This window comes from Methanomassiliicoccales archaeon, assembly GCA_013415695.1.
Classification (GTDB): domain Archaea; phylum Thermoplasmatota; class Thermoplasmata; order Methanomassiliicoccales; family JAAEEP01; genus JAAEEP01.
On sequence record JAAEEP010000015.1, the window covers coordinates 1 to 14,638 of the forward strand.

A 14,638-nucleotide genomic window follows, 5' to 3' on the forward strand; every position below is an offset into this window, starting at 1 on the left:
TTGGTTCTCCGCCTCACCTCCCATCAGAATCAGGGCTCCGGCTATCGCCGCCACAACAATAATAATGACGACAATGGCCGCGATGACCTTGGTCATCGAGCCTCCGCCGCCGCCCCGCTCTTCAGGAAGGGGTATTTCGCCTTCACCTTCCATTAGCTTTCCTCCTTTATCCGTATATTATAGGATAAACTAGATTTTGTAACAGTTCGTTGCTATATATAGATTGTGGATTTGTCTGGACACTGGGCAATTCAATTTACATTCTTTGGAAGTTTTTCTTAAATTCCTCGATGTTTTTGGACAATTTGTCCAAAATAATAAGACGAGTTAGATTTTAGACACCATCCTTAGAAATATGCTATCGATTAAATCTCGGATATTGTAATTAATTGACCGATAATAATCTCATATGATCTCTAACTCTACTTGGTCTGTTCCTTGAAGGATCATTTTCTTCGCCCACACCAGCTTCCTTATCTTCTCTTTGGACTTCCTTCCCTCTTTCTCTCGAGGATTTTCGAAATCGAATCCAACGAGGATTATTCTACGAACACCGAAGTGGAGAGCCATCATCACGGCTCTATCACCATCTGTGAATCCCCCGAAATTGAACAGATTGCCGAATGGTCTGCACTGGACCGTTGGAGTGATCAATCCTGGAAAAAGGGGGAGATGCTCGCTCACTGAATACATATTGTCTCCATGAGCATGGATGACGGCTATGCTTCCCTGAACATTGGACTCGATCTCGTCCTCGATATTTCCATCGAGGTCGGTCACGATGATTTCAGGAATCACTCCGATATCCAATAGAGATGAGGTGGCACCATCAGCCGATATGACAGTCCCCTCAAGTTTGGCCCTTTCCAAGGCTTCCTCCAGATCCGGTCCGTGACCAATTATTGTGGCCGTCTCACAAAACCTTCTGCAGAGACATTCGATTCCGCATATCCTATCCCTCGGGCAGAGCGAATCGAGAAGTCTTGCAGCCTCAATATCCCTCACAGGATCATATCCCATATCCTTCAGGATATCATGGTAGATGGGCTCCCACTCTTCGAATTCCATCGAGCACACCTAATCTATGGACTCTGCTGCCTCGGAGATCTCCTTCTCATCTTCTTCTATGCGTCTGGACATGGAGCGGAGGGAGGTGTTAAGCAGTCCGCCAAAGACCCCCAACAGGAAGCCTGTCATCATCTCGAGTATGATGATGCCCTCATCGTAGTTGCGATATCCCAGGAAGAACTCTGTCGCGTCAAGGGCGCCCTGAAGGATGAAGGCGATGGCGAACACCGTCACCGAAAGTACCAGGTATGTCCAGTATACCTTCCCCCTTGAAAGGTAGTTGTTCAGGAACCTGCCAGTTTCGTAGCAGAAGATGGCGAAAGCCCACATCCAGAGATTCGCGGATACGAATACGATTATCTGGAGGAATATGTCCGCATCTGGATCGGATAGGGCTGTGTCAACTCCGTATGCTAGGCCAGCGATAATCAGAACCACTGTCAGCACTGCGAACGGAATCATCTGGCTTCCAGATCTTACGGCCTTTCCAGCCCTTCTGGACCAATTGCGAGCTCTATCGACTACTCTGTAGGCATAGAAGATAAGGTATATGCCAAGTACCAATGTTATGGTGCCTCCGGCCATCTCTGATATCGTCCCTGGGTCCCAGTCCGTGTAGAGCTGGAATAGCTTAGGCATCAGTGAGAAGAACCCAAACAAGGCCAGGATGAGGCCGATTGGGGTGAGGATTCTCTTCCTCATCTTATCATCCTGGAGGGTCTTGAGGATGATGTAATAGGTACCCTCGACACTCGGCGCCTGCTTCACGAACACCTTTCTTACGGAGTCGACCTTCACCCTTGAGGAGATGATGGGATAGATGTACTCGTCCTCTGCCCCATCGCTGACCAGGATGACCCGTTCGGGCTTGACGACCTCTAGCACATTCTCCAGTTGGTTGGTTAGAGTCAGATCCGACTCGTACCCGACCTTGATATCTCCGCAGATGGTCGCAACCTCTACATCCATCCCTTTCTTCACCATTTCATCATACATACTGATGGCTGCCAATAGGGTGTTGGTGTCTGAATCCTCGGCGTCCTTCAACCCTAGGGCCAGGGCTGCTTCGAGGTTATCCTCCCTTCCAATGAAAGGTCCGGAGAGCCCCGCCTTCTCGCCGAAGTCGTTGTCTCGGTCCACAGAGAGAACCAGGATCGTCATCCATCTTTCCAATCCCGATTCTATCTATTTGAAGCTTTTTATCTAATTCCTCACGTGGCCACCTAAAATTTCGACTCTTCACTCATTATCCAACTCGATCCTTCTCTCCAGAGTCATCGAATGGATTATCATTAATCTCAAGTTCGAAAAAAAAGGTTAAATGTATTGACGGAGATGTTGCAGGGACGCTGATGGAAGGAAGGTCAAGCTTCAAGGAGTGCCCTCGATGTGGGCTTAGGAACCGGTTATCCGCCACAAAGTGCGATTTCTGCGGTTATGAGTTCAAGGGCTCAAGTGAGGAGTGGTCCGATTACGTGGACATCCTAGAGAAGCTCAGCAAAGGGGACGAGGTCCGCCCGGTAGACGAGGATCTTTCAAAGAAGATCGAGTCAACACTTGTTAAGAAAAGAGATGTTGAAGAGGTCATGGTTGAGGGATCGGCTGCTGCCGCTGGCATAGCGGTGATTGGGGGCAGAGAATCGATCGAGGAAGATCAGATCGTCACAGAGGTAGATGAACCCAAGGAGGTCGTAGAGTTCGTGGATTCCATGATCGAGGATGATACATCAGAACCGATCTCCCGAGAGACAGAGGAACCTACTGCGGAAGTTGAGACCACAGAGGGGGCAAGCCTGGAGTATTTGGAGGAACTGATCTCCGATGAATCGGAAGCAATTCCAGAGGCCAAGTATTCGGAAAGGGATGAAAGACATGGTTTGGAAGCTGCGGCAGCCGCTGGTGCACTTGCCGCCAAAACGGCCGAACCAGAGGAACCGGAACTTGAGATTCCTGTAGAGCGAATGATGGAGGATGTTCCGGATATCGAAAAAGAATTGGCAACTGAAGAGATCCGTGAATTCAGTATAGAGCAATACGCCGAGGAAGTACCTGAGTTCCAAGAAGAGATCGCAGTCGAGGAAGAGACCATAGAATCCTTTATTCCCGTTGAACTGGAGGAACCGGGTCCAGTGGAGATCGAGGAAACTCCACCTCAATCTGCTGAGACGGCAACGCCAGAATCACTTGTAGCTGTGGAGGGAGAAACAGATGAGGTGGAACTGACCGAGGGCGAAGAGGTCATTTCATCACCTTCACCCGCTATCCCATTCGCGGCATCTATGGGCGTAGGAGCCGTATTGTACTTGGCAGCAATGGGCGGTTATCTCTTCCTCTCTTTGGATGCGGCCTTGGTATGGGCATTGGCCATTCTTGGGTCAGTAATGATATTGTTCGGTTTCCGGCGCTTCTACGATGTCCTGCTTCCGGTGTCAGAGGCGCGAAAACGTAATGCGGGGCAATGACCGTTTGCCCTTTTTCTGCAGCCTCACCTTGATATATCATCAGAATGTGATGTATCTACGTAGATTGAATTCATAAATGGTGGTGATTGAACGAGAATCGTCTGGCATGGTCATGCCTGCTTCGAAATAATTGGTACATCCACTTTGGTAGTGGACCCTCATGATGGTAAGTCCATCGGTATCAAGACGCCCGTTGTGAGGGCAGATGTTGTCCTGGTCAGTCATGATCATTTTGACCACAACTGTGCCAGGATCGTCAAGGGAGACTTCACCAAGATCGCGGTCGAAGGCGAACGGCAGGTCGACGGGGTATTGGTGAAGGGTCTGAAGGCCTATCATGACGAGGTCCAGGGGGAAAGACGCGGGTCCATTTTGATTTACCGTTTCGAGATGGACGACGTCTCCTTCTGTCACTGTGGGGATCTAGGGCACACATTATCCAAGGAGCAGGTGGAGGCTTTGACACCAATAGATGTGCTCTTCGTACCAGTTGGTGGAGTGTTCACTATCGACGGAGAGGCTGCACAGGAGATAGTAAGTCAGTTGAAGCCCAAAATCGTGGTCCCTATGCATTTCCGTGTAGGGGGTCTGTCACTTTCAATACAGACGCTGGATCCCTTCCTGAAAGATATCAGCGAGGAAAAGATATTCAGGGTAGGGAACGAGGTTGACATCCTACCAGAAGATCTTCCGACTGAAACGGAGTACTGGGTATTCTGTCTTTAGAATATGCCTTGATTATTATCAAATGAAACCCAGGCTGTCCTCGACCCTGCCTAGCTCTATAGGCGTGCTTCTAGAACCTATTGCAGCACCCTTGGTGTTGGCGATCATACAAGCCCCCACCAATGCTGCTCCGTAGTTCAAGGTACCCAGGGAAGCGGGAACCTTGAACAGTCCACTCAGCATCTTCAACTCAGCCTCAGATGTCTTGGGATGGCAGAGAATTCCCTTATTCGTGACCACGCATGCAGACCCCACAGTGTTCGAGCCAGCAATCGTTCCCTGTACAGTCTCAACCTGAAGTGTTCTCTCGATACCTTTTATAGCCTTCTTTCCAAGCCTGGGATTGACTAGGGCGGCGTTATCGTTTACCAGAATGTTGTTCCCAGCAGCGTTCAACCTGTCGTCCAGTCGGGCGACTGGGACATGTTTTTCGATCACTTCGAGCTCCCGATCATTGGCCATTCCCGAGACCATCGCTCCGTAGGAATTGACGGCCATGAGGGAACCGATGATATTGGCACCTGCAATAGAGGTCTTTTCCACCGCGACCTCCAGGCAATCCTCTATATCCTGAATAAGTGATTTTGCCGAGTCGAGTGGTACTAGAGAGAAGCACTCGTTCGCCACTGAATAGACACCGATGTACGGGTTGCCATCGTAGCTAGAGAGCTTCATCATGTGGTTGCACCAGTGGTCATTCCTCGGCGAGTGAGACCTCGACGAGGCCGTCCTCGAACTTGATGGCCTTCACCCTGATGCTGGATGGGGGTTTCTGTATTCCCCTGGACCAGATCTTCTCATTAAGGGCTCCGTCTATCCAGACGTCATCCTCATCGGCCTTGAGATGCCTGACCACGTACTCCCTGATCTCGGCGATAGCCCGCTTCGCTCGCCTGGTGCGGGGAACGGCCTTTGTCTTTCGAAGCGGGATGTTAAGAATCCTCTCTTCCTCTTCCATATGACTCACGACTCGGGATTACTTCTTAAGTTTATTCATTCTCCAACTCCTCCTCTTAGGATGGCGGAGGAACTGTCTGTTCGTCTTCATCATCACCCATGCGGGCACTCGTCTGTTCTGCTTGCCCGCCTTCAGGAGCCTCGACTTCATTGCGTGGGGCTTGTTCCTGGTCATGATCATTTCCTCTCGATAGTTATCTCGCGCTTCTGGGGTGCCAGCTTTCTTAGGATGGCTCTGAGCGTATCATCGTCGATTTCATGGTCAAGCCTTCCCGAGGAAGCAAGCGAAATAAGTTGATCCTCAACAAGTCTGGCCACTTCAGGATGGGCTATCTTGACCGTTCCCAGGCGCTCTCTGGCCTGAGGGGTCAGGATGCTCCGAAGAATCGCCTGCCTCTGATCCTCGATACGCTTGGCCTGCTCTTCAGCGGCGGCCTGCTGGGCAACTTGATCATGCTGCTGCCTTTGGATCTCGGCGAGACGCCGTCTTCGAAGTTCTTGTAGCTCAGGATCCTCCATGGGCTCTCCCTTCAATCGCTCAAAGTATCGTGGACCTCTTTGGCCACGTTATCCAGCAGGGATCGTCCCTTGGGGCTCACGACCCTGCCCTTGTTACTATCCCTGACAACCAAACCTGAGGACTCCAGCTGCATCATGCACTTTCGGGTAATAGAACCACTGCCTTTGACTGCCTTATTGGGCTTCGAACCTCTGTCGGCATAGCCGCCATACTCCGCTGCAAGCCGGGAGGTCCCTATCGGCCCTTTCATGTATATCTTCCTCAGAATGGACGCGGTCCGGATATACCACCAGTCCTCCTGAATGGGGGACCTCTCACGGTGCCTGCCGGTCTTGGCAAAGAACGCCCACTCAGGAGCCTCGATGGTCTCGAACTCCTTAAGCTTAGTGGCCGTCATCTCAATCAGTTTGTCAGGGGGAACATCATAGACGGTAACCATCTAATCTACCTCAATTAGCATCATTACTGAATAGGCTATAGGCTGACCGCATTAACAAACTGCCTATATAAAAGGATTGTGGGTCATGGAGCCTGATGGCCATTGCCGAAAGGATTGATATACCTTCCCAACTATCATGCAGGCGTGAGGTTCGTTCTAGCCATTACAGGTTCCTCAGGAATACCTTATGGAACGAGATTATTAGAGACCTTCCAAGGTGAGAGCGTACTGGTGGTCTCCGATACGGCCAAGGGTATGTTGGAGATGGAGGCAGGGATCACCTACGAAGAACTGGCGTCCAAGGCGAACCATGTTTTTGACGATAAGGATCTCTTCGCACCGATAGCTTCTGGCAGCTGCCGCTTCGATGGCATGGTGATCGCCCCATGCTCGGTTTCAACCATGAGCAAGGTGGCCAGCGGTATAGCGGACACCCTGATAACCCGAGCTGCCTCGGTGTGTCTGAAGGAGGGAAGGCAGTTGATACTTGTTCCCAGGGAAACACCTGTCACTGAAATCATTCTCGAGAACCAACTGAGGTTGGCCAGGGCCGGGGCTATGATCCTTCCCGCTTCTCCTGGATTCTATCATCGACCAAAAGACTTGGATGATATGATTGATTTCGTGGTCGGAAAGATATTGGATCAGATCGGACAGGACCATGCCCTCTACAAGCGATGGGGCGGCCTGGATTGAAGCGGGTCATTTGTTCTCCTTCCGGGCTTTTTTCCACTCCTTGTGCTTGATCTTCTCTTCTGTTCTCACCCTCTGGAGTCTTCCTGGAGCCCACCAGTTGTATCCTTCAAGGAGGACCATTATTGCTGGGACGAGGTAGATGCGCACGATGGTGGCGTCCAGGAGGATGGCAAAGGCAAGGGCGAAGCCGAATTGCTGCAGCAGGGCTGTCGAGGAAAGCATCATGGTGGCGAATGCGCCGGCCATTATGATCCCGCAGATGGTGATGACCTTTCCGGTCCTTTCCACAGCTTCCACTATGGCCTCCTTGTCGTTCTTTCCCTTGGAGACCTCCTCCCTGATTCGCGTGGTGAGAAGGATGTCATAGTCCATTCCCAAGCCCATGCATATCACGAACAGCATCATAGGCATCATCCATAGGATGGGGGTGCCTACGATATGGATGAAGACCAGCATGGTGATTGCTATGGTCCAAGAGATGCTCAGAAGAATGGTGATGATCAGCCTAAACGGGATCAGGACGGATCCCAAGACCACAAGGAGGACCAGGTATATGCCGACGATGACGGCGATCTGCATTTGGCTGAAATCTTCCTGAACCATCTCAGATATGTCGAACATTACGGCGGTGCTACCCGTGGTCAATACCTGCTGGACAGAGGGATAGCTTATCGTCGCGTTCGATCCCACGGATCTTATCTCGGTCACCAGGTCAATGGATTCCTTGGCGAAGGGTTCGGTCTCCAAGATCACTTGGATGAGCACGGCTGTCCGGTTCTTTCCAACCATGTGCTTCATGAGGCTGAGATACTCCGTTGCAACCAAGGGCGAATATTCTGAAAGATTCCGGTAGTTGATGAGTTCGCCCAATGGTCGAGTGGGTGACATCACCTCCTTGACATGGGGAAGGGAATCCAGATCATGAGAAATGTCCTCCACTATGTCAAGGCTCTCCATATCGAACTTATCGCCGTCCAGGACGACTATGGTGAAGTTGACGGTCATGAAGGTCGGGTCGATTCTTCCCTGACCAAAGCCGTCGCCTAGGACTTCGAGACCTTGTTTGCTCTCGGTGTCTGGCATTCCAGCTATGAAGTCGTAACTCGTCTCCAGTGTTAGAACGAGGTAGGTGGTTGGAACCGATATTAAGAGTGCTGCCAACACGATTACCTTGGCGTGCTTGACGGCAAATCTTGCGCTTTTTCCAAAATACCCAATCTTCTCCTTGATGTCCTTCCTGATCGATTTCCCCCTTCTTCCGGTTTCGAGTTTGGATGGCCAGAACAGCCTGTCCCCCAATAGACATATGATTGATGGGAGGAGTGTCAAAGCAACAAGAAGGGCGATGAGTATCCCTATCGCGAGCGAGAGCCCCATGGATTGAAGCAACGCAAAGCGTCCGAGAGCGAGAACTCCGAAACCGATCATGACAGTCATTCCGGAGGTGGTGACGGCCTCACCCGCCCACTCCACCGAGATCCGCACGCTCTCCTCCTTGCTCAGGCCATTGGTCCTCTCCTCTCTGTACCGTGAAAGGATGAAGATGCAGTAATCACAGCCAGCACCAAGCATGGCGGTTATCATGATCGCCAGCACCGAGTAGTGGATGGATGTCAGGTAACTGCCTATGAAGTAGATTACGGCCATTGCCACCCCGATGGCGATACCTATACTGAGCGGAGGGATGGAGCTCGCTACGATTGACCTGAAGAACATTCCTATCAATACCAGGATTAGAACGATCACGACTGGGTCTATCTTCTCAAGATCCTTGTCAAAAGCCTCGTTGATGTCGAGGTTAATGGCATCTCCACCCGTGACATATGGTATCAGGCCTTGGTACTCGGATGAGATCGAATGGACGATATCTCTCACAACTCCGACAGAGTCAGCCGCCACGGAGGAGGATTCGTACGTCAGGACCATCATTGTGGTGTCGTTCGCAGGAACATTGACCATGTTGCTGACGAGCGCCCCAGGAACGTAAATCGGAAAGAGTTCTACGGTCGAATTCCTGACCACCCGTTCGGCCAACCCATAAAGCTGGGCGAAGCTCGGTGAGTCACCAAGCATTTCAACTTCCCAAACCACCCACTTCTGGGATTCTGCTTCCAGGCTTACCATTCCCACTACCATTTCAGTTTGGGCCAGTGTATCGTTCCAGTGGGAGAATCCAAGACCAGTGAAGATGGCAAGGATCATCTCTCCCTCGTCTCCACCCAGCATCTCCGCGTAATCGATAACGGCGATGTTGACCATAGCCTCGAATTCTTCCTGATCGGGTGCTCGATCTGTCCCGTTCCACTGCTGGTAGAACAATTCGAAATACTCCAAGGCGTATGATTCGTTGATTTCTCCATCGATCAGGGACCTGCAGAACTGGTTGAGGATGTGATACTGGTCCCAGGACCAAAGATCGAAGCTGTAATAGATAAGTATGAAGAACTCCTGGAACTCCGCTGGAATGGCTTCAAGGAATGCTGGCAAGGCATCCTGGACGGCCAGTTTCGCTCTTAGGACGGGTTCATCAGCCAAGGTCGAATTCAAGGACGTTTGGTTCCAGGATGAGATGTAAAGTGAGAACCAGCTCCAGGCCATAACCTGCATGGTAGAGTTCATACCCTGCATTATGGGGTGTGACTGCAGAACTCCAACAGCTTGGGAATAGGCCGCAATATCGACCTGGAGTGTTGTCCAGTTGGGATATACCGCTCTTATAGACTGCCACACCTGGACATGGATGTCAGGCATCCCCCAGATGATGAAGGCGGACCCGTTCGACTGCCAGTAAATCTGCTGAAAGGTAAGGGGAAGGCCGAAAAGCAGTTCCGCTGTCAAGTTGACAAGGACCTTCCCCTCTGAAATTCCCCGGGACATCCCTGTCATCACACCAGAACTGTAGTCTGTAAGGCGCGAATATAGGGACTCTGAGGTCAATTTCCCTCCGATCCTTCCGTCATGGCTGGCGTTGAAAAGCTCCTTTTCAATTCGATATATGACATCCTTACTCTGGTTGTCAAGTATGTTTTCCGATGTGAGGGCGATGATGGTCGATTCACCGCTCATCACATCCCCGAACTCGTCTACAATGAACTCCATGGCCTTCTCAGATTCCAGCTGATTAGGGGCCATCTCCGTCTCCTCGTACACTAGAACATCGCCAACCATTGGGGCGAAAGGAAGGGCGATGATTAGCAGGATCATCCAGAGGATGATGATTGCCTTATGTCGCCGTACGATGATGTCCGCCAGCTTAGAGAATATGAATCGACTGCCCCCTAGACAACTGAGTGAGTTAACTCGGAATTCAATATATTAAAATGGCGTCAAGAGTGGCTCATTCCACAAAAATTGCTGGCCTTCGAGGCTGCGCCACCTTTGCCTTACCCTCAGGGTCGTGGATGCCCTCCTCATCAGCCTGTCGGACGACAACCTCGCATCCAAGCTGGGATTCTATGAAGTCCCTGGAAGATGAGAGATAGACCAATTCGTCAAACTCCACTCCAAGTGATCTCAGATCCTCGTCTGAGCGCTTGGCGATATCTTCGGCCATCTTTCGGGCGAAATTCGAAGCGTCCTTTCCCTTGGAACGGATGTCGGGATCGGCCATGGCCATCTTGGTCAGCTTTGGTATGCTGACTTCATCCTCGATCGCCATCCTCACTGCCATGGAGAATACCTTGCTCTTCCACTCGGGAGAGGTGTAAAGGAATATTCTGCTGGGAGTGATGCCCGTGACCCTCAGTATCTCCTTCACATCCGACATGACATCCTTCAGGAATTCCTCAGCTTCCTCCACATCTGTGAAGATGTCATTCTCGTTGATCTCAGGCAGGGACTCCGTGGAGACCAGTCTCTCGTTGTCCATCAATGACCAGAGTTCCTCCGCGGTATGGGGTGTGATCGGTGTCATGAGGCGGACCCATATATCCAAGACCTTCTTGGCCACATTCCCATTCCTTCCGCCCCTGCGGGTGTACCAGCGGAGGTCGTTCATCATCTCGAAGTAGACCTCGTTCGCCATCATTCTGAGGTCATATTCCTTCATCCCTTCCGCCACGAATGCCATCCTGCTGTTTGTCTTGGATAGAAGCCACCTGTCTATGATGGTCTCTGTCCCATCTGGAAGGGAGAGCAGTTCCTCAATCATGCGTCGGATCCGTTCCATTCTGGAGCGGTAATTCTCGATGGCATCCTCGTCAAACTCCACATCAGCGAATGGTGCTGCGATGTGGGCATAGTATAGCCTCAGGGGATCAACTCCGAACCTCTCTGCTGCGTCAGGAATGGGCTCCGCCCCACCCTTCGATTTCGATATCTTCCCCAGCTTCCCGGTTATGTACCAGTTGACGAAAATGCCTTGGGGCCAGTGCTTCTCGGGAAGTATCGCCACATGATTCATGAGGAATGCGGGGAAATGCACGGTCATGTGCTCCTTACCTCCAAGATTGATGTCCAGTGGGTACCAGTACTCAACCTCAGCCCTCATCCTCTCCAGCAGATCCACCTGGATCCCGGTCTGGTTGGCCACCTGGTCGACATCACCCTTGCCAAGTAGAACGAAATCGAAGAAATCCTCACTCATCTGTTCCTCTTTCACCTCACCTGAATTTGCGTAGCGGGAAATGAGATAGTATATGGGGTAGAGGGTCGAATCGGAAATCGCTTCGATTATCCACTTGTCGTCGAATGGGAAGGTGGTACCAAGCCAGTTGCCCTGTCTCACGCAGGCTCTCTCCCTGAACCAGTCCAGAACACCTTGCACATTGGAGTAATAATCATTGGGCATGATGTGCATCCTACTGGCCTGCTCCTTGCTGTTCCTGGTCAGGTCTGGATTGGCGTAATCGATGAACCATTGATCGGGAACCTTCTTGATCACCACGGGTTTTCCGCAGCGACATATGACCTCCTCGGAGAGGTCATAGAACATCTCCGCTTCATCCCGCTCTATCATCATTTCCCTGATGCGCTCCTTCGCTTCCTCAACCCGGAGGCCGGTGAACTCTCCGCAGTTCTCGTTCATGTGACCAGTGTGGTATCCCGCCTTGTAGACTATTTTCTTGGCCTCCTCAAGACGGGGATCTCCGCTCCTCTCTATGCCCATCTGCTCGATTATCTCGGCCGCGGGGAAGGGTCCGAAACCTTTCGAGTCGATAATGGCAATGGGCTCTATAGAACGGACCTCGTCCTGATCAAGGCCGAACTCCCTCAGCAGGGCATCATCAGCCTGCACCTCCCTAAGTGATATCCAGTCATCAGGGGCATCAGAGGGAACACTCGTGACCAGTCCACTTCCGACATTGGGATCGCAGAACCTCGCCGGGAGAACCAGAATCTCGCGGTGTATGACCGGTGCAACGCACTTCAGGCCAACCAGCTCCCTTCCGGGTATGGCGTCGATGAGCTCCAGGTCATCTTTCTGGTACTTCATCTTGTCGAAGGCGGGCCGACTGATCACCCAGGTCTCGTCGTTCCTCCTTACTTTGACATAGTCTACGTCAGGGTTGACCCAGAAGTTAGTCTGACCGTACACGGTCTCGGGTCTAAGGGTGGCGGCTATGAGCGTGAGCTCACCGCTCTTGAACTTGAGCAGGGTGTACTCGTTGATCTCCGCACGGCCCCCTTTTTGAAGGTCCGTCTCGGAAGCGTCTATCGCCACAGGGCCGCATTCCAAGCAGGCGGGAGCGAAGTACGGCTTCTGGATGAGCAGATCATTCTGATTCAGCTTGTAGAACTGCCACTGAATGAACTTCTTGTAATCGGGATACAGAGTGCACGTGAACCTACGCCAGTCGGCCAGGAAACCGAATCGTTTCCAGTACTGGTTAACGTAGACATCATTGAAGAAATCCACAACTCCCATAGGTGTCTCCAGATCCGGTATCTTCTCTTCTGGGCAACCGTTGGAGAGCAGGTAGTTCAGGGTGGCGGGGTCTTTACTCATCACACGGTTCGCGAGGCTTATAGCCCCGTTCCCGGTGGCGTGTGTTCCCACTGGAAACAATACATTGTACCCGGTCATTCGCTTATATCGGCTGATAGCGTCGACGTAGGTATATCCCCGCATATGCCCCACGTGCAAGTAGCCGGTCACACCGGGATAGGCGAAGATGATCATGAATTTGGGCCTGGAGCTCACTTCGGGTTCATTTATCCGTTTGGAGTACCATTGCTCCTGCCACTTTGCCTCAATCTCGGATGACCGGCTAGCCATTTTGTGCACCTGCGCAGGGTATATAGGATGTTTGTAAATACCTTTTGCGTCAATACACTTGCCCATAATAAGGGCCAGATGTCTATGAAAAAAGTGTCGCACGGTCTGTATGACACGGTGATTTTATCTTGACTATATTATGACAAAATATGACATTTTGATAATGCTTATATATCTTGTATGACATTACATATGACGGTCCTAGTGACCTAGGTGGGAACGCATGGATGGCGAGAGGATTTCACTGCGCCTAGAAAGGGAAGACCTCGAGCTCATCGACCGTTTCATAGAGGAATCTGAGGAGATATCCAATCGGTCGCAGCTTGCTAGAATTGCCATCCGCTCATACATAGAAGGGGTAAGCTCCCAACCCTCGCAGGGAGCCGATAACAGGATCAGCATTATTGTTCCCAGACCAGCAATGGGGACGATAAAGCGGTATGTAAGGGATGGGGTATACAAATCGATGGTCGAAGCCATCGAGAGCTGTGTGCGTGAACACTTCATAACCAAGGAATACATGGAAACGCTGAAGAAAAGGGCTCTCGAGGAGGAGCTCAACACGATCAGCGTGATATCCGATTGATTCCGGCGGACAAATAGTCAGCCAACGAGCAATGTCCGTGCAACTTGGGGCCAAGAAGGGATGGGATGCGCGGTTCTGTTTGGCGAACAGCTTGAGCTAATATGCTCACAATGACCTCATGGAGGAAAGGGGATGATGGAGAAATCGGTATTGGAAGAACAAATAGTCACCATGCTCACCAAGGGCCTTGTCAAGCCCAAGATCGCCGTGGTGGGCTGCGGAGGAGCAGGCAACAACATCGTTCACAGTGTATACTGGAATTCTAGGAACGAAGTGGAGACGATAGCCGTCAACACCGACGAGACCAAACTAGGAAAGATAGAGGCTCACAAGAAGGTCCTTATTGGCAAAGACATAACCAAAGGACGTGGTGCCGGTGGATTCCCTGAGGTAGGCGAGTACTGCGCCGAGTGCGCGAGAGAGATCTTCGAGGACATGCTGAGCGAGAGCGATATCGTGTTCGTGATCGCTGGCATGGGCGGAGGAACCGGTACTGGTGCTGCCCCCGTTATCGCTAAGATAGCCCGGGAAAAAGGTGCTGTGACCTTCGCAATAGCCATTAACCCCTTCTCACATGAGGTCGACAGAACCAAGAGGGCGAAGGAAGGAATAGGTAAACTGAAGGAGGCGGCAGAGACCACCATCGTTCTGGAGAACGACAGGCTCCTCGATATTGCGGGCAACCTTGCCTTGAGAGAGACCTTCTCTATAATGGAGAGGAGCATCATGAAGATCATTGAATCGGTGGACAGCAAGATCAGCGAGTCATTCTTCCTGCAAATCGAGACCGACGTAAAGGAGATGCTGGACGAGATGAATGAAGCGGAACTGGAGGACCTCAGTGACCTCACATCGAGGCGCCCTGAACCTCCCGTGCCCATGCCCCACGCCGAACTGGGGATGGGCGGTCCGGATTTCAGCCCAGGATTCGGTCCGGGCCTAGGTCCGCTTTGATCAAGTTCAAGCC

At 51.5% G+C, this 14,638-nt stretch carries 15 protein-coding genes; 5 read left to right on the top strand and 10 right to left on the bottom strand.

Annotation, left to right across the window (positions count from 1 at the left end):
- The 3 genes from GKC03_07930 to GKC03_07940 all read right to left on the bottom strand — a co-directional run.
- The coding region (locus tag GKC03_07930; GenBank protein NYT12456.1) for a hypothetical protein at window positions 1-153 on the bottom strand (153 nt) is incomplete at its 3' end.
- Window positions 154-405: 252 nt separating this feature from the next.
- Window positions 406-1,068 carry a DUF115 domain-containing protein gene (locus GKC03_07935; GenBank protein NYT12457.1) on the bottom strand — a complete coding sequence of 221 codons (663 nt, stop codon included), beginning with the start codon at window positions 1,066-1,068 and terminating at the stop codon, window positions 406-408.
- Window positions 1,069-1,077: 9 nt separating this feature from the next.
- Window positions 1,078-2,229, bottom strand: coding sequence for a DUF373 family protein (locus GKC03_07940; protein NYT12458.1), 1,152 nt, complete (start codon window positions 2,227-2,229; stop codon window positions 1,078-1,080).
- A gap of 191 nt (window positions 2,230-2,420) precedes the next feature.
- Between GKC03_07940 and GKC03_07945 the strand changes: the two genes are divergently transcribed.
- Entirely contained in the window at window positions 2,421-3,530 is a 1,110-nt protein-coding gene (locus GKC03_07945; protein NYT12459.1) for a hypothetical protein, read from the top strand.
- 96 nt (window positions 3,531-3,626) lie between these two features.
- Window positions 3,627-4,256 (top strand): MBL fold metallo-hydrolase, encoded by a 630-nt coding sequence (locus GKC03_07950; GenBank protein NYT12460.1) that lies wholly within the window; start codon window positions 3,627-3,629, stop codon window positions 4,254-4,256.
- Window positions 4,257-4,274: 18 nt separating this feature from the next.
- Here GKC03_07950 and GKC03_07955 read toward each other — a convergent pair whose 3' ends face one another.
- The 5 genes from GKC03_07955 to GKC03_07975 are packed head-to-tail and all read right to left on the bottom strand — an operon-like array spanning window position 4,275 to window position 6,172.
- Window positions 4,275-4,934, bottom strand: a complete 660-nt coding sequence (locus GKC03_07955; GenBank protein NYT12461.1) for a translation initiation factor IF-6 — start codon at window positions 4,932-4,934, stop codon at window positions 4,275-4,277.
- Between the two features lie 16 nt (window positions 4,935-4,950).
- On the bottom strand, window positions 4,951-5,214 hold the full coding sequence (locus tag GKC03_07960; protein ID NYT12462.1) for a 50S ribosomal protein L31e: 264 nt from the start codon (window positions 5,212-5,214) through the stop codon (window positions 4,951-4,953).
- Window positions 5,215-5,232: 18 nt separating this feature from the next.
- Window positions 5,233-5,388 (bottom strand): 50S ribosomal protein L39e, encoded by a 156-nt coding sequence (locus GKC03_07965; GenBank protein ID NYT12463.1) that lies wholly within the window; start codon window positions 5,386-5,388, stop codon window positions 5,233-5,235.
- Between the two features lie 2 nt (window positions 5,389-5,390).
- Window positions 5,391-5,732, bottom strand: coding sequence for a DNA-binding protein (locus GKC03_07970; GenBank protein ID NYT12464.1), 342 nt, complete (start codon window positions 5,730-5,732; stop codon window positions 5,391-5,393).
- An 11-nt stretch (window positions 5,733-5,743) separates the two neighbouring features.
- Window positions 5,744-6,172, bottom strand: coding sequence for a 30S ribosomal protein S19e (locus GKC03_07975; GenBank protein NYT12465.1), 429 nt, complete (start codon window positions 6,170-6,172; stop codon window positions 5,744-5,746).
- 144 nt (window positions 6,173-6,316) lie between these two features.
- Between GKC03_07975 and GKC03_07980 the strand changes: the two genes are divergently transcribed.
- Complete coding sequence (locus GKC03_07980) at window positions 6,317-6,868, top strand: UbiX family flavin prenyltransferase (protein ID NYT12466.1); 552 nt, start codon at window positions 6,317-6,319, stop codon at window positions 6,866-6,868.
- Between the two features lie 6 nt (window positions 6,869-6,874).
- Here GKC03_07980 and GKC03_07985 read toward each other — a convergent pair whose 3' ends face one another.
- Complete coding sequence (locus tag GKC03_07985; GenBank protein ID NYT12467.1) at window positions 6,875-10,072, bottom strand: MMPL family transporter; 3,198 nt, start codon at window positions 10,070-10,072, stop codon at window positions 6,875-6,877.
- Between the two features lie 133 nt (window positions 10,073-10,205).
- On the bottom strand, window positions 10,206-13,085 hold the full coding sequence (gene leuS / locus GKC03_07990; protein NYT12468.1) for a leucine--tRNA ligase: 2,880 nt from the start codon (window positions 13,083-13,085) through the stop codon (window positions 10,206-10,208).
- Between the two features lie 223 nt (window positions 13,086-13,308).
- Between leuS and GKC03_07995 the strand changes: the two genes are divergently transcribed.
- Together GKC03_07995 and GKC03_08000 are read left to right on the top strand one after the other, a co-directional pair.
- Window positions 13,309-13,671, top strand: coding sequence for a hypothetical protein (locus GKC03_07995; protein NYT12469.1), 363 nt, complete (start codon window positions 13,309-13,311; stop codon window positions 13,669-13,671).
- Window positions 13,672-13,803: 132 nt separating this feature from the next.
- Window positions 13,804-14,625, top strand: a complete 822-nt coding sequence (locus GKC03_08000; protein NYT12470.1) for a hypothetical protein — start codon at window positions 13,804-13,806, stop codon at window positions 14,623-14,625.
- Window positions 14,626-14,638 lie beyond the last annotated feature (13 nt).